Here is a 15,905-nt window from a genome sequence, read left to right as displayed (position 1 = left end):
TTGTCGTCGGTTATAACCCTTTGATATACTGCCTCAGCACAGGTGGTAGATCGTAAAAACTTCCTTGTTGTTCTATCAAGCAGCGCCGCGATAAAGATTGCAGCGCGTTTAGTAAATCTGATGATGGCATTGTGCCATTTTATAGCAATTTTGCTAGGGTAATTGGTGAGCTTTCTTTTGCCAATAAGGAGAGGACTTGTTTTTCTATTTCGGATAAGCGATCGCACTGCTGCTGTAAAACATCTTTCAAATCTTCTGGCACTAATATGGTATCATCTGGTAATAACTCAGTTACGCATCCTCCCAACTCCTTAATCAAAGTCGCCACGCTTTTTAACCATAACGGATTGCCTTGGTAGCGGAGAATCAGTGCTTCCGAGTAGGCGATTTCTGCTAATCCTTTATCTCTGAAAATTTCCCATCCAGCAGCGGTGTCTAAACCAGCGATCTGTAAGGTACGAATGGGAGTATTTTGGCTTTCGCTTTGAGGAATTTCTCTAGGTTGTTCCCAACCAATTAGCAGAAAGCAACTTTGATGGGATAAATTTTCTATCTGTTTGAATAAAGAGCGATATTCTTCGTATCCTGGTTTATACTTTCCTGCCAATTCGCCGCTACTGAAAAGATTGTGAACGTCATCTAATACGACTAAACAGCGATGTTTTTGCAAATATTTAATTAGAGGTAAAGGTTTTTGGTTAGTTGCAGGTGAATCTGGCTTTTGTGATTCGGAGAAAAACTGTATTAGTTTATGTTGAAATTCGTCTAAGGTGTGGGATTCGTTTAAATTGCACCAAATGACGCATTCAAACTCATCTTTTATTTGTTGAACGAGTTGCACAGCTAGTGTTGTTTTGCCAATACCGCTGATGCCGGTGAGGGCTATTAAGCGACAGCGTTGTTGTAAAATCCAGGTGGTGAGGGTTTCGAGTTCGGGTATGCGATCGTAGAAAGCAGCTAACTCCGGCATTTCGCTTAAATCTTGATGCGATGTTTTAGTTTTTTTTGGGTTAGATAGTTCGTCATTATGTGAGTTTGGTATATCTGGCGGTTGTCTACTTTCTCCACAATAGTTAACACAGCCTATTTGCACAGAGTCTTGTGCAAAATGTGAAACTATCGAGACTTGCAACCTCTCCATTGCTGAGCGAAAATTTGATTTATTGACCTCTTCGCCTAACTCGTCTGAAAGTGTTTGCCATAACTTTGAACCAACATACCTGACATAACTTTCGTTACAGTGACTCTCCTCGGCAATTTGGGTGTATTTCTCACCTTGCATAGTTCCCCGCAGGATCGCCTCTTGCAAATCATCAAGGTGCTGACCCGTCTTGGTAAACACGATATCGTCAGCCAGTTTTAATACTTCTTTAAGATTCATGCATTATCGTGGATGTTGTGATTTTCCTGATTATATCTAACGTTTTCCAACATTTTATGGCATTTGGCAACATTTTTCAATTAGCGAGTTTGAATTGCAGACAAAATTGCCAACAAAATTGAACATTTTTTGAGTATACAAAAATTTGATTGGCAGGGATCATGATATGTGAAATCAAGAAGAGGTTGAACAAATGCAAGTTACAAATGCAGCAAGCAAGTTAAATCAACAATCTCAGACTGACACCCAAACTCAAACCGAGACAAACAAGCAAGAGAAAATCAAAGTATATCTGGATAATCTCAAAACTCCTTCTGCCGGCGATACTTTTAAAGCTCGTGTTACCTGCCAACGGCGCAATTAGAAATCTAGCTTCTGAGATTTCGTCAACAATTTTGAGCTTGCTGTAGCGACAACTTTCAATGTTGTTGTGCTGTTTGTGCTGTTCGTTATTAGCGGTAAAAACTGATGATGACTAAAGAAACCTTGTACAAAAAGTCAGACTATGTGCGCGTTCTAGGTGATGACGATCGGTTTTTGATCTATCATTCACTGTTCAACAATCCGCTAGAAACGAACAGCACGATTGTAGAGATGATGGAAATGTTTTCCACTCCGATGACGATTGGTAAACTCTCAGAGCTTTATGAAGGTGATCTAGAAGAAGTTGTTTCTAGGTTGGTCAATCTGCATTTGATAGTGCCTATTGACCAGGATGAAAGGGCTGTTCTTTCTAGTCTTCATCAAGGGTTTATGAAAGAGGTGCAGGCTGGAGAAAAGCTTTCAAGGCTAGAACTAGCCATCAGCAATGCTTGTAACTTTGGTTGTCAGCATTGTATGCACTTCCTAAACAATGAAGTCCCATCTCGAATAGACCCTTCTATGCACATGAGTGCTGAAACAGCCAAACAAAGCATAGACACCTTTGTTGCTCAGGTTAGAAAAAGTGGCAACAATTCTGTGAGGGTTCACTTTGGTAATGGTGAACCGTTGATGAACTGGGCGACGCTCATCTTTGCTTTGGAGTATTGTGACTCAATTACAGATATTAGTTTCTCCTATGCCATCAACACAAACCTCAGCCTTCTTGACGAAAAAAAGGCAGAGTTATTGAAGAAATATAATGTCAAAATTTCCACCTCGCTTGATGGGTTGAAAGAAGCAAATGACTCTATTAGAGTAGATCAAAGGGGGCGCGGCACGTTTGACATCATAATGAGCAAAATTCAACTGCTCAAATCGATTGGTCATCCAATTGATGGCTTTACTGTGACTGTGACTGACAAAAACTTTCATTTGATAGATGAAAGCGTCATTGATCTCGCCAAGGAGATTGGAGTCAAAGACATGACGATGGATTTTGACTTGGTTCGCTCAATCGGGATTACTACGGAATCTTGCGTTGAGAAGATTCTCCTCTTGAGACGGTATGCCCATCAAAAGGGTTTGAATTTTTATGGTACATGGGAAACCCCATATCGGAACTTGATGTCTAATTCTTGGTTAGATACTCCTCATGCTTTTTGCCCCGCAATGGAAGGTAAAACTCTTGAATTTAACGTGGATGGAAGTCTGAAAACCTGTGGTCACACCAATACAATAGTTGGATCGTCAAACAAATTTGAAGATTGCTTTACACCTGACAGCAAATATTCTCAGCTCATAGAAAGCCGACTTCCAGGCAACAACGACTTTTGCAAGGGTTGCGAGATAGAAGGTTCCTGTGCAGGTCAGTGTCATGTCACCTTAGAATCTTCTAGAAATGATAATCAATTAGTTGGCAAGATGTGTCAACTGATGATTGCTGCTACACGGAGTTTGATTCATGAGTATCTAGAAGGTAGGTAAAACTCTGTGTCTATTTCTCTGAGAAATTTAATTTTTTTCATGGGATTGTTTTACCTGATTCAGACATATACAAACAATCCAGGAATATCTGCTTTACCTCAATCCCTATATCTTAAGGAGACTCTTGGGTTATCAGCAACTACAGTAGCCAAAATTGGTGGAATTATTTCAATCCCCTGGATGATAAAGCCTTTATGGGGACTCATTGTTGACAATTTCCCCATTTTTGGTTATCGCACCAAAGGTTATTTGGTGATTTGTTATTCGGTAGCTTTAGTAGTGCTTTTATGGTTGGGTAGTTTAGGAAATTACACGAGTTTCACTCTAACTCTTGGAGGAGTAATAACTTCCATCTGCATTGCTACTTCAGATGTTGTTGCAGATAGGCTGATGGTGACGCAAGGAAAAGCTCTCAATCAGGTGTCTGTCTTACAATCTGCTCAGTGGACTGCCCTTTGCTTTGGTGAAGCACTGATGTTTTATTTGGGCGGATTACTTGCCAAGCTCACTAACTTGTCATTAGCTTTTACTGTCAGCGCATTTGTGCCTATGATTGGCTTGTTAGTTACTCTTTTCCTGTTCAAATAAAAAAGTGTAAATGGCAATATACCTTATTTTAACTTTTCTCTAGAGGTAAGGATTAAAACTTTAGTAAAAGCTATTCTATCTCGCCAATTTATAGCCGTAATTTTATTCATCGCTTTTCTAAGATTTAGTCCTGTACCACCGTTGTTATTTTATTTCCGTGACACATTAGGATTTTCAGAAGACTTATTGGGTTCTTTGAGTGCAGTAGGTTCAATAGCCTCAGCTATCGGAGCAATTACATTTGGAATTTTCTCGGCTAAGATATCAAGACGTAATCTACTAAATTTAATTATAGGTTTAAGCGTATTATCAACACTCTGCTTTATCTTTATATACAATCCTCCAAGTGCTATTTTGATTCAGAGTATGAGTAGTTTTTTCAGCATGATTGCATTTATTGGAGTTTTAGAAATATCAGCACGTTCCTGTCCAAAGGGATTAGAGGGAACAGCGTTTGCGTTATTAGCTTCAGTTTCTAATCTAACGCTCTCCTTGGGAGATATTTTTGGAGGTTGGCTGTATGATTCTCATATTCCGTTTCCATTGCTGATTTTTATAAGTAGTGCGTTTACTGCTCTGTCCTGGGTTATAATACCACTCTTAAAGCTTGACATTTACAGTATTTAAATAACCGTAATAAGATCAAAAACATGAGTTATCCCAAAATTTTTGCAGAATTTCATAACGCAGATGAACAAGGTCGCCTGCGCCTAAATTGCGTTGGTACGATTGAAAATTTGCTCTGCCAAAATATTAAGTTGCAAGAGGGTCAATTGCTAACTTTATATAGCGAAGAATTAGAAGTGGATGGCGTGGTGCAATATTCCCCAGACGAAAGTCTTTGGGTTGCAGCAATTGATTGGGAACAAATTAGAGAAGTAGTGGATATTATTGTTCAAGCAACTGTCTAGGTCGCACACGCGACACAACAAATCGGAGTTTGGTAATAGCTATCCCGTAGTTTGGGTAGAGGGACGAAACCCAACATTCATCGGCGTTTGGTGAGGCTTTGGTGAAGAGCGATCGCTATCTGCGTTACAATAAAGGTAAAACTCACGCTCGCTCGGTCTTTCAAAAATTAACATGATGAACCTAGACTTATCGCAGTCCGATTCATTTACCAACCTCAAAGTCACACTCCTGCTAGAAGCACTGACATCCGGTCAAGTTGCGGCATCTGTTTTAGAGTTTCCCGACTGTCGAGTCAAAGCAGAAACAAGAGAAGCGGCGATAATGCTCCGCATCGCTATCGCGAACGCACAAATTCAAGCTACCTTTCTAGAACGGCTAAAAAATATGGAAGCGATTTCATGGAACGTGCCGATTCAAACTTCAGAACCAAGCTGGATTAAATTTGCAGGTGTCTTTAAAGACGATGCCGATTTTGCAGCAATTATGGACTCAATTCGCGCCGAACGAACCTCAGATGATGACTCGGAAGTCGATCCTTCCTATTACCTGTAGAGGCGGCGTTTCGTGTGTAAATATATTCAAAGATACTGATTGCGTTTCACTGATTCTCTACAATCATCCGCAAGTTACCGCTAACGCCGCAAAGCATCGGGTTGCAGTCACGATTATCACGGTTCAAGAATTATTCAATGGCTGGAGTGGCAGGATTAACGATCCGTCGCTGGTACATAACCTACCTGCACTCTATTCAAAACTTTGGACAACGGTAAAATACCTTCAAACTATTGAGGTACTGGACTTTACACCAGAAGCTGATGCTTGTCTCAAGCAACTGTTAAAAGATAACCCGCCCTTGCGGAAAAATCGCCTGCAAAAAGATATGCGGATTGCAGCCATTGCCTTGTCCATCGGTGCTACCGTCGTCACTCGCAACCAACGAGACTTTGGTCAAGTTCCCGGACTTTCAATCGAAGATTGGACGCTGTAGTAAGTCAGGGATTGTAAATTACTGAGTGCGATCGCTATTTGCAGTTGGAGCGACAGGCGTTGGTCGCCGAGTAAATACCAAAGCTAAATGTGAGTATCGAGTAAAAGTTTCATTCTAAAACATCCCAGGATTCTGCGTAAGGAGCGATTAAATCTCCTAATATTTCACCGCTTCTTTTCATGCCGCCAAAGGTAGGTCGTGGAACTTGGGTAGTAGCAGGATAGATAACCACTAATGGTTTTCCTTCATGAATGACGGTTAGAGGAGCTTTGGTACGTTCGACCTCTATCAATAGAGTCTGGAGGGTTTGGGGTAATTCAGTCGTGGTAATTTGTGCCATTTTTTCATCGGAAAGGGTTTTTGATAGCGCGATCGCACCTTTCTTGATTCAGTCCGCGCAGGCGGACTTCGTTTGTGTAGCCCCAGGTTTCAACCTGGGGGCATCTGGGGGATCGGGCATCTGGGGCATGTGGTTTCAACCTGGGGGCATCTGGGGGATCGGGCATCTGGGGCATGTGGTTTCAACCTGGGGGCATCTGGGGGATCGGGCATCTGGGGTATATGGTTTCAACCTGGGTCGTCTGCCTCGTCTTAGAATAAAAGAAAAGATTGTATAGATTTGTATCCAACCCTCAACCATAACAGAATCATGGCTGCTGCCGTATTGATCGAAAAACTCCAGAAACGCTACGGCAACGTCGAAGCCGTCAAAGACGTATCCTTTCAAGTACAACCGGGGGAAATTTTCGGCTTGCTTGGCCCCAACGGTGCTGGTAAAACTACCACCATCCGCTGTCTGTGTACCCTCGCCGCCCCAGATGCTGGCAAACTAGAAGTCTCCGGTATCTCCGTTACCGCTAACCCGAAAGCAGTCCGTCGGCGATTGGGTTACGTCGCCCAAGAAGTCGCCATCGATAAAATACTCACCGGGCGAGAACTACTGCAACTGCAAGCGGCACTCTACCACCTTCCCGGCGCTGTGGCGAAAGAACGGATTAACGCGATGCTGAAATTGCTGGGATTAGACGAATGGGCGGATAAAAAAACCGGCACTTATTCCGGTGGCATCCGCCGCAGGATAGATTTAGCCGCAGGATTGTTGCACAAACCCGATGTGTTGGTTTTGGACGAACCCACGGTAGGTTTAGATATCGAAAGTCGCGTGGTGATGTGGGATGTATTGCGCCAATTGCGGGATTCTGGTATTACCGTTTTGATGACGAGCCATTATTTAGAGGAAATCGACGCTTTGGCGAATCGAGTGGCAATTATTGATAAAGGCGTGGTGATTGCTTCTGGGACGCCTAATGAGTTAAAGGATCGGGTGGGAGGCGATCGCATTACCCTCCGCATCCGCGAATTCACTCCCCCGGAAGAAGCAGCAAAAGCCAAAGACATGCTGCAAGCGCTACCTTTCGTGCAAGAAGTCATCCTCAATAGCGCCCAAGGTAACTCGCTAAACTTAGTCGTAAAATCTCAAAGCGACGCCCTTTTAACTATTCAGCAATCTCTCCGCGATGCTGGATTACCTACTTTCGGTATTGCCCAATCTCGCCCTAGTTTAGATGATGTTTATTTAGCAGCAACGGGTAGAACTCTAATGGATGCGGAACTCGCCGCCGTGGGTACTCGCGATCCAAAGGCTGAGAAAAAACAAAACATGAGATAGCCTTCTCAATTGTGGGGTAGGCATCCTGCCTGCCCTAGATCTCCAAGAGATCTCCAGAAAATCAAGTCGAAGGATCTCCAGAAAATCAAGTCGAAGGCGGGCGAGACGCCCACCCCACAAGAGTTTTTGGAGAGATTTATTTTAAACGCGCGTCAGCGCTAGTACACGAAGGAAAAGAAAGATGACTACTACGAATTCTTCTCCATCTGAAATTAAGTGGCAGCCAGAGTCGGCGACTCAATCTAATGTGGCTGCACCTAGTTTTTTTGGGGAATTGGTGCAAGAAACTATGGCTTTAACTCGTCGCTTGTTTATTCAACTCCAGCGGCGACCTTCGACTTTAATTGCTGGAGTAATTCAACCTCTAATTTGGTTGGTTTTGTTCGGGGCGCTGTTTCAGAATGCACCCAAAGGCATGTTTGGAAATAGCGTCGATTACGGACAATTTCTCATAGCTGGGATAATTGTTTTTACCGCTTTTAGTGGGGCGCTGAATGCTGGGTTGCCGGTGATGTTTGACCGGGAATTTGGCTTTCTCAATCGCTTGTTGGTTGCGCCTCTAGCGTCCCGGTTTTCGATTGTTTTCGCTTCGGCTATCTTTATCGTTACCCTCAGCGGCATTCAAACGGCGGTAATTGTCGCAGCGAGTGCGATGCTTGGTGTGGGATTGCCCGATCCGATTGGTTTGGGTTTGATGGCGCTGATTGTTTTGTTGTTGGTTGTAGGGGTAACTGCTTTAAGTTTGGGTTTAGCTTTTGCCCTTCCCGGTCACATTGAATTGCTGGCGGTAATTTTTGTGACAAACTTGCCTTTGTTGTTTGCCAGTACTGCGCTTGCTCCTGTTTCTTTTATGCCCAATTGGTTGCAAACAATTGCTACTCTCAATCCATTAACTTACGCAATTGAGCCGATTCGTTACGTCTATCTTCATAACAGTTGGGCATTTAGTAGTGTAGTAATGCAAGCTCCTTGGGGGACTGTTTCTTTCGGCGGGGCGCTGTTAATATTGTTGGTGCTGGATGTGGTGGCTTTGCTGAGCATTCAACCCCTGTTGCGTCGATCTTTTGCTTAAATTACCACAACCCCACAAATCAGTAGGGGCACGGCGTAGATAACTTTTGATTTTTAACCAAAGATTTTAAAATGCCGTGCCCCTACTTTTGATTTCTACCCAAACATTCTCAAATGTTCCCTACAGCTGGAAATTTATTTCAAGGCTTCTGGTGCGAAGTGTAAACTTAACCTAAGCCTTCTCTATTTGTGAGGAGTCACCCATGATGTATGTAAAATTTTTGACCAAGTTAGCGCTGAGCTTTGTAGCAGGAACTGCGATCGCATCCCTTCTTCTCCCTCAACCAACTTCGGCACAATTCACCGATACCCAGCCCCTGCAAGACTGGCAGCAAAACCCAGAAAGTAACCGCGATCCGTTTTCTGGCAAAGGAGATGGCGGTGAAGCACCTTTCGACGTGTTTAATATGATACATAGAGCCAATCTCGGCCCTACGCGCAGTCTGGGTGAATTTACGGAAGAACAGCAGGAAAGTCTCGATGCTGCTGCGGCGGAATTTCGCAAACAACAACAACAACGGCTTCAGTCTCCGAATGGGGTAGTCCCTGCGATCGGGGGAGAGGCGATCGCACCACCCCAATCGGGTAACTGACGCCCAGATGGCAGGACGCTCTCTTGGCAAAGAAACCGGGTTTCTCCGAAAAATCGTTGGTTTGTCAACTCTCTCGCAACTCAGAAACCGGGTTTCTCCGAAAAATCGTTGGTTTGTCAACTCTCTCGCGACTGAGAAACCGGGTTTCTGGCATGGATCGCTTAGCCGAAAATGAAATTGCTCGGATCGTTGAACCGATCTACACTCACCCCCAGAACGGTTAAGAACGACACACCGCTATTGTTACCGCTAAAGCCATTGCGATCGATGGTTAAGATCGTGTCTAAACCCCTCTCCTGAAAGCGGACGTGCCCTGAAGCAATCGGATTGGTTCCCCAGTAGCGAATATCGTCAAGCACGTTAGTTAGGTCAATTTTGTCGCTACCAACAACAAAATCAGTAATCGTGTCGCCTTTGTCGGCAAGGCGTCTGTAACGAAACACGTCATTGCCAAACCCACCTGTGAGGATATCCCGACCTTGAGAGGCAATGAAAGTGTCGCTACCATCGGTTCCTACCAGGGTTTCCCGACCGGGTTTTCCCTGGATAATCCTGCCCGGACGAGTGACACCGATGTTGTCAAACGCAATACCGTCGGTTGTCTCTAAAGAATTCGAGAACTGCTGGAACTTAATTCGCACATCGCAACCCAAGGTCAAACCCTTTGATTGGGCGAACTCGCTGAGGTTGAAGGTGTAGGGTTGAAACTTCTTCGTGGCGTTGTTTCCAGTTAAGCTGACCAGACGGTACCAGTTGGTGCCATCGACGCTGAGGGCAACCCCATCCGCATTCACCGAACCCTTGAAGGTTTCCGGCATGGGATTATCGGTATCGCTGTTTGTCTCCTTAACGACAAAGCTGAGTTCTACCCTATTCGCGCTTGTGCCATCAATGTGCAGGATGGCTTCGTTGAGGGAATTTCGCTGCTCATTTAACAAGTAATCGTAGACAGCCTGAGAGATGCCATTGCCCGCACTGTCTAGCCGCAACTGGCGCGTGACAATGGCATTATTCTCCGTCGTCACCTGAATCCGTCCGGCTCCGGTAGAATTGGTTTCAAAGGCACGGGGCAAGTCGCCATCTTCAAAGTTTTCGATGAAATTGAGTTTAGCGGGAACGGGAGGGCCGAATACAGCTCGGTAAGCGTCGATCAATCCGTATCCAGTCAGGTTGTCATAACCTGGTGCGCCGATATCTTTTGCCGTTGAGGTCAGGCGGTCATAGATTTGCTGGGGGGTGAAATTGGGGTTGGCTTGTTTCACCAAAGCCGCAATGGCAGCCGCATGAGGGGCAGACGCAGAAGTGCCGGGGAAGTTGGGGAAGCCATCGCCCTCCGGATCGCGGGTGATGCGATCTAAATCCCCAAAGAAGCTAGTGTTGGTGCGTTGCACGGCGGCGGCTGTGGGTTTCTGGCGGATTTCTGGGGTTGCCTTGCGGGTGCCATCCGGGTTAAACAGAATCTCCACCGGACCAGCAGAGGTGAAGAACGCGGGTTCGTCTTGAGCGAAATAGTCCGTGGCTCCTACCGTAAAGCTATTGACTGCACCTTGATGCCCGAAAATGGTGGGACTGTTGGTGGCATATTCCTGCACTACCTTTTCACCGGGTGGAAGACCGGCAAATGGCAGATATTTGATCCGTCCCGGTGCTTGGGTACCGGGGCGTAACGCGATCAGCAGCTCGTAATCTGCCGTCTCCCCTGTGGAGTTGAAGTTAGATAAAGAGGTAAATGGAGATTGCGACAAGGTGCTGTCATCCACAAACGCGGCTACATCTCCTGTAGCAGCGTTCAGCAGATAAACGTCTAAATCCGTATCGACTCCATTGGTCGTGAAGAAGGGGTCGTCCCATTGCAACCAAAGCGACGAGGAACCAGCAGGTAGTTTGATTGGCTGGAGAACGTCTACACCCGGACCGGGATCGAAGTCATAAAACTGTGGCAGCTGATTGTTGTAGACTAATTCGCCCAACTCTTCCCTGAGCAATGGCAAGAAAATATCAAAATTTTCATTGGCAGTGGTTGGGGTGGAGACAAAGTTAATCTCCTTGGAGTCGTAAGCAGTATTACCGAAATTCCCCGCTGCCGAAAAGTAAGCCACCCCCTTCTGGGTCACCACCTCATTTACCGCAGCGGCGATGACGCCATCTTGAAAAAACGGCTCGTTAAACCAAACAATATCATCCACAATAATGTCTGCCCCAGCATTCGCCAGTGCGCGAATGTTATCAGCCATGAGGCTAGGACCGAACTTGCCCGTGGTTCTGGATGCGTTTCCTGTGGCAAAGGCAAGGGAAGCACCCGGAGCCAGGTCGTGGATCAGTTGCATCATGGCGCGACCTTCATCCCGCACTAAAGCATTAAAGCTCAACCCCGGGTCAATCACCTCAATGTTAGCGGGCAGTTCGCCATTGGCAATATTCTGCTGGAGTGTTGCAAAGCCTGTTAATCCAAACGCATCCACAACGTCATGGCTATCGCTGACGACACCAATCTTTACCCCAGTGCCGTCAAAGCCTTTGGGCAAGGCAGTCCGGACGCGATCGCTTTGGTGAATAAAATCTGCTTGGCTGAGGGCAGGACCGGCACTAGCGATGGGACGGGGAACAGACAGCACCCCCATTAGCCCTTGTCCGACGAGGGAATCGATCTGGGACTGCAACCCTGAAATATTGGCAATCGGTAACCAGCCTTCCACAAAATGGCGGTTTTGATCTACTGTCGATGCTTGGAAGCCCAAGGGTGTCAGACTGGGCAGCAAGCCGTTAGGATCGTTAGCCGTGATTCTGACACCGACTCTTTGCTGATTCTGATCGACCATCAGGAAATCGCTCAAACCTGACGAACTTTGAGCGGGGGCTGCTCTTCTTAAGCCGGGATTTGGGGCGCTCGATTCCGCCAATTTCAGCAAGTTGGAATCGATCCGGTTGGAAGTTAATAAATTCATGATTGGTTTCCTTAAACGTAATGAAAAAATTGGGTATCCTAAGCAACCCGGTTTCTCTAAGAAACCGGGTTGCTTGCTGGCGTATTTACGCCTAATATCCTGGGAAATAACCTCGGAATTGTACTCAAATAATAGATGTAACTTTCTATTTAATGCCAGTGTTTAGACGCAGAATTTATGATAATTACACAAACTCTTCATCGAAACTTTATTTTTAATTTTTGTAAAAAAAACAGTAATAAATCAGCGAGATTGATACTTTAACAGGACTGACGCCAAGAAACCGGGTTTCTAGGAAAAATAGTTGATTTGTCAACCAGAGATTTACGAAGAAACAAACGTGATGGCCTCGGAAGAACGTAAGTCCTGATATCTTCTCTGCTGGCATTGCGACCCAGAGGGATTTGATTAGGACTTACGCACGACAAGCCTAGAAACCCGGTTTCTTGCTGCGATATCTCGTTTCGTTTCCCAAGGATTTTTCCGAGAAACTTTGGTGTTTGCGTAGTGATTTGCGTAAGTTTTGTTGATATTAAAACAAAAGAAAACACGCCTTGCTTGTAGCAAACTGCGTGTTGGATGTCAGAACGTACAGTTGTATTTGTGCGTTCGCGCTATCTTAGCTCACTTATGCGCCCACAGCTGCCAGCACATCCTGAGCGTGGGTATCGGTTTTAACAGTGTTAAACACATGAACAATCTTGCCACTGCCGTCGATGATGAAGGTGACGCGCTTAGCATAGCCGCCGCCATCCACATCGTAGGCTTTGGTAATCGCACCGTCGGTGTCGGCTACCAGCTGAAAGGGTAAACCGTACTTTTCGGTAAATTTCTTGTGGGAGGCTTCGTCGTCCATGCTAACGCCCAGCACCACCATGTCTTTACCTTGAAATTCCGGGTAGGAATCCCGGAAGCTTTGGGCTTCTTTAGTACAGCCTGGGGTATCGTCCTTGGGATAGAAATACAAAACAACGGTTTTACCGGCAAAGTCAGACAAGGAGACGGTGTTGCCGTCGGTGTCTTTGGCAGTAAATGCCGGTGCTGTTGTACCAACCGATAAAGCCATAGCTAAGATCGTCCTGTTAGCTTTACATTTTCTTTACATTTTACCTTAGTTGTTGTTTGTGAGCTGCTGGTGGGCGGAGTTGGCTACTATCTCCAGCCGCAAAAAATGCTTAATATAAGAGCAACGAAGCGTTTATGTTTCAGGCTAAACTGGCGTAACAAATCTGATGACTGTAACCAAACCGCAAGAAGCTAAATCCCTAACTTATCCCAAAAAAACCATAGAACGCGCCACCAGAGCGCTGCGCTGTTCTCCGTTTCAGATGCCGTTATTTGCGACCATGGGTCGGCAAAGTGTCGATATGGGGGCGATTGCATCCACAAAAGGTGCTAATCTTCAATACACCCGACGCCCCCTATCCGAGTTGGCAGCTGAAAATGCCTTGATGTGGCTGATTCAAGTAGGCGTGCTGCGGCGAGAAGTTGATGGACAGGGAATTACAGATAGTTTTCGCCTAACGCCTCTGGGACATCAGATAATAGAACAATGGCAGGCGCAAGGGCAAGTCGTGCCGCCCCCGACTTGGCGCGATCGCATCTACAATGCCTTAAGTCGCTGGCTACGAATATTCTGAATCGGTAATCGGTAATGGCTCATTGGTAATGGGTCATTGCTCGTTCTCAATCAGCCCCTCAAGCTCGTTACAAACGAATTTCTTATGAAAGCAATTATGGTGGTGGGGACTACGTCCCACGCTGGAAAATCGCTCCTGACTACTGCCATTTGTCGCATTTTGGTGCGGCGTGGCTGGCGCGTCGCCCCGTTTAAAGGGCAAAATATGGCTCTCAATGCTTACGTCACGGCTAGCGGTGGGGAAATTGGTCACGCTCAAGCGGTGCAAGCTTGGGCATCTGGAGTCGCGCCTTCTGTGGAAATGAACCCGATTTTACTCAAGCCCCAAGGCGACATGACTTCCCTGCTAATTATCAAGGGTAAACCAGTGACCAGAGCCAGCGCCCTAGAATACTACGAACAATATTTTGACGTAGGCTGGCAGGCGATTACCGAATCGCTGCAAGCGTTGGGGGCAGAATTCGACCTGATCGTCTGCGAGGGGGCGGGGAGTCCGGCAGAAATTAACTTAAAACACCGCGATTTGACCAATATGCGGGTGGCTCGCCATCTCAATGCCCCGACGATATTGGTAGTCGATATTGACCGGGGCGGCGCCTTCGCTCACGTCATCGGCACTTTAGAATTGTTGGAACCCGCAGAACGCAACTTGATTAAAGGTATCGCGATCAATAAGTTTCGCGGGCATAAAAGTCTGCTCGATCCGGGTATCCGCTGGTTAGAAGAACGCACCGGCATTCCAGTAATTGGCGTTATTCCCTGGATTGACCAAATCTTCCCCGCCGAAGACTCGCTGGATTTGTTTGAGCGGCGCGATCGCAATCCCTCTGGCGACGTTAACATTGCCGTGATCCGCCTACCAAGGATTTCCAACTTTACCGATTTTGACCCCTTGGAAGCAGAACCCAGCGTTAACCTGAAATACGTCAGCCCTAAACAATCTTTAGGCTATCCAGATGCGGTGATTATCCCCGGTTCCAAAACCACGATCGCCGATTTGATCGTGCTGCACCAAACAGGGATGGCAGATACCCTGAAAGACTATGTGGCGTCAGGCGGTACTGTTTTAGGCATCTGCGGTGGTTTCCAAATGCTCGGTCAATTGGTCGCCGATCCAGAGGGAATTGAAGGTCAAGAAGGACGCAGCGAAGGGCTAGGATTCTTACCCACCAAAACCGTGATGACACCCCAGCGCGTTGCACGTCAGCGCCAAGTAACTTCTAACTATCCCCAACCAGGGTTACCCGTCACCGGATATGAAATTCATCAAGGTCGAACCCGAATTACCGAACTTGATGGCACTCTACCTTTGTTCGACGATCCGACTTTAGGTGTGGTTGACTCCGGTCAATTTGTTTGGGGTACCTATCTCCACGGTATTTTTGATAATGGCCCCTGGCGACGCGCCTGGTTAAATCGCCTGCGCCAACAACGCGGTCTTCATTCTTTACCCACAGGCATTTCCAATTACCGCGAACAGCGAGAAGCCATGTTAGATGCACTGGCAGATAAGGTGGAAGCTTACATCGATTTAACGCCGATTTTGCCCAATAGCTAATGGCTAATCGCTAATGGGTAATAGCGTCCTCACAGGGCAGTTTGAGTTTGACCAATTACCAATTACCCATTACCAATTACCAATTACCAATAGATTAAGTAAAAATGCCTAAAATTCGCTTTTTACCGGATGATGTGACGGTTGAGGCAGAAGTCGGAGAGCCGCTACTGGATGTAGCTTTTCGTGCTGGGGTTTGCATTCCCACTGGTTGTCTGATGGGTTCGTGTCACGCCTGCCTTGTGGAACTAGAAGATGGAACGGCTATCCGTGCTTGTATTACGGCAGTTCCACCCAGAAGGGAACAGTTGACAGTTAATCTCTTCATCGATCCAACTTGGTAATCAGTTTGATACTGACCGCTCAAAAAACAAAATTATGCTTGCCTCGTGATACAATTTGTACTTTCGTGGGCTATATATTATAGGGAGTGGCAATCGGTTAAGCGGGAATATATCAAGGGGAAAGCGGTAAATTGTCATCGGCATCGCTCAAAGGCAAGCTTATTGCCACCTATGACGGATAACCAACAATCCGCGACTCGTAACTCGTGACCCCACGCCCTTAACCCCGTGCTTGCTGCGATCGCAAGCATTCCAGAAATCCCATAACCAATGGTTTTTCCTCTGTGCTTGTTTTTAATAAAAGCAAGCACGGCAAACCCGTTATGCCTAAACAATACCTCCGGGGAAATATCGCCAGAAAAAAGATTAATC

The 15,905-nt window shown here is 46.1% G+C and carries 15 protein-coding genes and 2 pseudogenes; 12 read left to right on the top strand and 5 right to left on the bottom strand.

Going from position 1 to position 15,905, the window contains the following annotated elements; translation table 11 throughout:
* Positions 1-10: 10 nt before the first annotated feature.
* Positions 11-1,381: pseudogene (locus tag ACE1CM_RS39425) on the bottom strand (NB-ARC domain-containing protein).
* 193 nt (positions 1,382-1,574) lie between these two features.
* On the opposite strand from ACE1CM_RS39425, the gene ACE1CM_RS39420 reads away from it, so the two are divergent.
* The 4 genes and pseudogenes from ACE1CM_RS39420 (at position 1,575) to ACE1CM_RS39405 (ending at position 4,728) form a co-directional block, all read left to right on the top strand.
* Positions 1,575-1,745: a hypothetical protein gene (locus tag ACE1CM_RS39420; RefSeq protein ID WP_374884459.1), complete on the top strand. Its 171-nt coding sequence runs from the start codon at positions 1,575-1,577 to the stop codon at positions 1,743-1,745.
* A 104-nt stretch (positions 1,746-1,849) separates the two neighbouring features.
* A complete protein-coding gene (locus ACE1CM_RS39415) occupies positions 1,850-3,229 on the top strand; it encodes a radical SAM protein (RefSeq protein WP_374884458.1) in 1,380 nt (459 codons plus the stop codon).
* Between the two features lie 39 nt (positions 3,230-3,268).
* Positions 3,269-4,444 (top strand): annotated as a pseudogene (locus ACE1CM_RS39410) (MFS transporter).
* A gap of 23 nt (positions 4,445-4,467) precedes the next feature.
* Positions 4,468-4,728 (top strand): hypothetical protein, encoded by a 261-nt coding sequence (locus tag ACE1CM_RS39405; RefSeq protein ID WP_374884456.1) that lies wholly within the window; start codon positions 4,468-4,470, stop codon positions 4,726-4,728.
* A gap of 39 nt (positions 4,729-4,767) precedes the next feature.
* On the opposite strand, the gene ACE1CM_RS39400 is transcribed toward ACE1CM_RS39405, so the two are convergent.
* Positions 4,768-4,902: a hypothetical protein gene (locus ACE1CM_RS39400; protein WP_374884455.1), complete on the bottom strand. Its 135-nt coding sequence runs from the start codon at positions 4,900-4,902 to the stop codon at positions 4,768-4,770.
* On the opposite strand from ACE1CM_RS39400, the gene ACE1CM_RS39395 reads away from it, so the two are divergent.
* Both ACE1CM_RS39395 and ACE1CM_RS39390 read left to right on the top strand, forming a co-directional pair.
* Positions 4,901-5,281 (top strand): hypothetical protein, encoded by a 381-nt coding sequence (locus ACE1CM_RS39395; RefSeq protein WP_374884454.1) that lies wholly within the window; start codon positions 4,901-4,903, stop codon positions 5,279-5,281. The genes ACE1CM_RS39400 and ACE1CM_RS39395 overlap by 2 nt on opposite strands.
* Positions 5,244-5,717 (top strand): type II toxin-antitoxin system VapC family toxin, encoded by a 474-nt coding sequence (locus tag ACE1CM_RS39390; RefSeq protein ID WP_374884452.1) that lies wholly within the window; start codon positions 5,244-5,246, stop codon positions 5,715-5,717. The genes ACE1CM_RS39395 and ACE1CM_RS39390 overlap by 38 nt, the downstream gene beginning before the upstream one ends.
* 109 nt (positions 5,718-5,826) lie before the next feature.
* On the opposite strand, the gene ACE1CM_RS39385 is transcribed toward ACE1CM_RS39390, so the two are convergent.
* Positions 5,827-6,057, bottom strand: a complete 231-nt coding sequence (locus tag ACE1CM_RS39385; protein ID WP_374884451.1) for a type II toxin-antitoxin system Phd/YefM family antitoxin — start codon at positions 6,055-6,057, stop codon at positions 5,827-5,829.
* A gap of 309 nt (positions 6,058-6,366) precedes the next feature.
* Here ACE1CM_RS39385 and ACE1CM_RS39380 point away from each other — a divergent pair, with 309 nt between their 5' ends.
* From ACE1CM_RS39380 to ACE1CM_RS39370, 3 genes are all read left to right on the top strand, one after another.
* Positions 6,367-7,386 carry an ATP-binding cassette domain-containing protein gene (locus ACE1CM_RS39380; protein ID WP_374884449.1) on the top strand — a complete coding sequence of 340 codons (1,020 nt, stop codon included), beginning with the start codon at positions 6,367-6,369 and terminating at the stop codon, positions 7,384-7,386.
* A gap of 181 nt (positions 7,387-7,567) precedes the next feature.
* Positions 7,568-8,458, top strand: coding sequence for an ABC transporter permease (locus ACE1CM_RS39375; RefSeq protein ID WP_374884448.1), 891 nt, complete (start codon positions 7,568-7,570; stop codon positions 8,456-8,458).
* Between the two features lie 202 nt (positions 8,459-8,660).
* Positions 8,661-9,050 carry a hypothetical protein gene (locus ACE1CM_RS39370; RefSeq protein ID WP_374884447.1) on the top strand — a complete coding sequence of 130 codons (390 nt, stop codon included), beginning with the start codon at positions 8,661-8,663 and terminating at the stop codon, positions 9,048-9,050.
* Positions 9,051-9,211: 161 nt separating this feature from the next.
* Here the strand turns inward: ACE1CM_RS39370 and ACE1CM_RS39365 are convergent, their stop codons facing one another.
* Both ACE1CM_RS39365 and ACE1CM_RS39360 read right to left on the bottom strand, forming a co-directional pair.
* A complete protein-coding gene (locus ACE1CM_RS39365; RefSeq protein ID WP_374884446.1) occupies positions 9,212-11,995 on the bottom strand; it encodes a S8 family serine peptidase in 2,784 nt (927 codons plus the stop codon).
* A 628-nt stretch (positions 11,996-12,623) separates the two neighbouring features.
* Positions 12,624-13,061 (bottom strand): peroxiredoxin, encoded by a 438-nt coding sequence (locus tag ACE1CM_RS39360; protein WP_226572723.1) that lies wholly within the window; start codon positions 13,059-13,061, stop codon positions 12,624-12,626.
* A gap of 166 nt (positions 13,062-13,227) precedes the next feature.
* On the opposite strand from ACE1CM_RS39360, the gene ACE1CM_RS39355 reads away from it, so the two are divergent.
* From ACE1CM_RS39355 to ACE1CM_RS39345, 3 genes are all read left to right on the top strand, one after another.
* Entirely contained in the window at positions 13,228-13,635 is a 408-nt protein-coding gene (locus tag ACE1CM_RS39355) for an Npun_F0494 family protein (protein WP_374884445.1), read from the top strand.
* 84 nt (positions 13,636-13,719) lie between these two features.
* A complete protein-coding gene (gene cobQ / locus ACE1CM_RS39350; protein ID WP_374884444.1) occupies positions 13,720-15,192 on the top strand; it encodes a cobyric acid synthase CobQ in 1,473 nt (490 codons plus the stop codon).
* Positions 15,193-15,296: 104 nt separating this feature from the next.
* Positions 15,297-15,533, top strand: coding sequence for a 2Fe-2S iron-sulfur cluster-binding protein (locus tag ACE1CM_RS39345; RefSeq protein ID WP_374884442.1), 237 nt, complete (start codon positions 15,297-15,299; stop codon positions 15,531-15,533).
* Positions 15,534-15,905: the final 372 nt, after the last annotated feature.

The organism is Microseira sp. BLCC-F43 (assembly GCF_041929235.1).
In the GTDB taxonomy this organism is placed as follows: domain Bacteria; phylum Cyanobacteriota; class Cyanobacteriia; order Cyanobacteriales; family Aerosakkonemataceae; genus Microseira.
The sequence above is the reverse complement of the archived record's forward strand: the minus strand, read 5'-3'. Positions and strand labels throughout refer to the sequence as shown.

Excerpts from the sequence above, each read along its gene's own strand:
- ACE1CM_RS39420 (WP_374884459.1), top strand. The coding sequence starts at position 1,575 with ATGCAAGTTACAAATGCAGCAAGCAAGTTAAATCAACAATCTCAGACT.
- ACE1CM_RS39415 (WP_374884458.1), top strand. The coding sequence starts at position 1,850 with ATGATGACTAAAGAAACCTTGTACAAAAAGTCAGACTATGTGCGCGTT.
- ACE1CM_RS39405 (WP_374884456.1), top strand. The coding sequence starts at position 4,468 with ATGAGTTATCCCAAAATTTTTGCAGAATTTCATAACGCAGATGAACAA.
- ACE1CM_RS39395 (WP_374884454.1), top strand. The coding sequence starts at position 4,901 with ATGATGAACCTAGACTTATCGCAGTCCGATTCATTTACCAACCTCAAA.
- ACE1CM_RS39400 (WP_374884455.1), bottom strand. The coding sequence starts at position 4,902 with ATGTTAATTTTTGAAAGACCGAGCGAGCGTGAGTTTTACCTTTATTGT.
- ACE1CM_RS39390 (WP_374884452.1), top strand. The coding sequence starts at position 5,244 with ATGATGACTCGGAAGTCGATCCTTCCTATTACCTGTAGAGGCGGCGTT.
- ACE1CM_RS39385 (WP_374884451.1), bottom strand. The coding sequence starts at position 6,057 with ATGGCACAAATTACCACGACTGAATTACCCCAAACCCTCCAGACTCTA.
- ACE1CM_RS39380 (WP_374884449.1), top strand. The coding sequence starts at position 6,367 with ATGGCTGCTGCCGTATTGATCGAAAAACTCCAGAAACGCTACGGCAAC.
- ACE1CM_RS39375 (WP_374884448.1), top strand. The coding sequence starts at position 7,568 with ATGACTACTACGAATTCTTCTCCATCTGAAATTAAGTGGCAGCCAGAG.
- ACE1CM_RS39370 (WP_374884447.1), top strand. The coding sequence starts at position 8,661 with ATGATGTATGTAAAATTTTTGACCAAGTTAGCGCTGAGCTTTGTAGCA.
- ACE1CM_RS39365 (WP_374884446.1), bottom strand. The coding sequence starts at position 11,995 with ATGAATTTATTAACTTCCAACCGGATCGATTCCAACTTGCTGAAATTG.
- ACE1CM_RS39360 (WP_226572723.1), bottom strand. The coding sequence starts at position 13,061 with ATGGCTTTATCGGTTGGTACAACAGCACCGGCATTTACTGCCAAAGAC.
- ACE1CM_RS39355 (WP_374884445.1), top strand. The coding sequence starts at position 13,228 with ATGACTGTAACCAAACCGCAAGAAGCTAAATCCCTAACTTATCCCAAA.
- cobQ (WP_374884444.1), top strand. The coding sequence starts at position 13,720 with ATGAAAGCAATTATGGTGGTGGGGACTACGTCCCACGCTGGAAAATCG.
- ACE1CM_RS39345 (WP_374884442.1), top strand. The coding sequence starts at position 15,297 with ATGCCTAAAATTCGCTTTTTACCGGATGATGTGACGGTTGAGGCAGAA.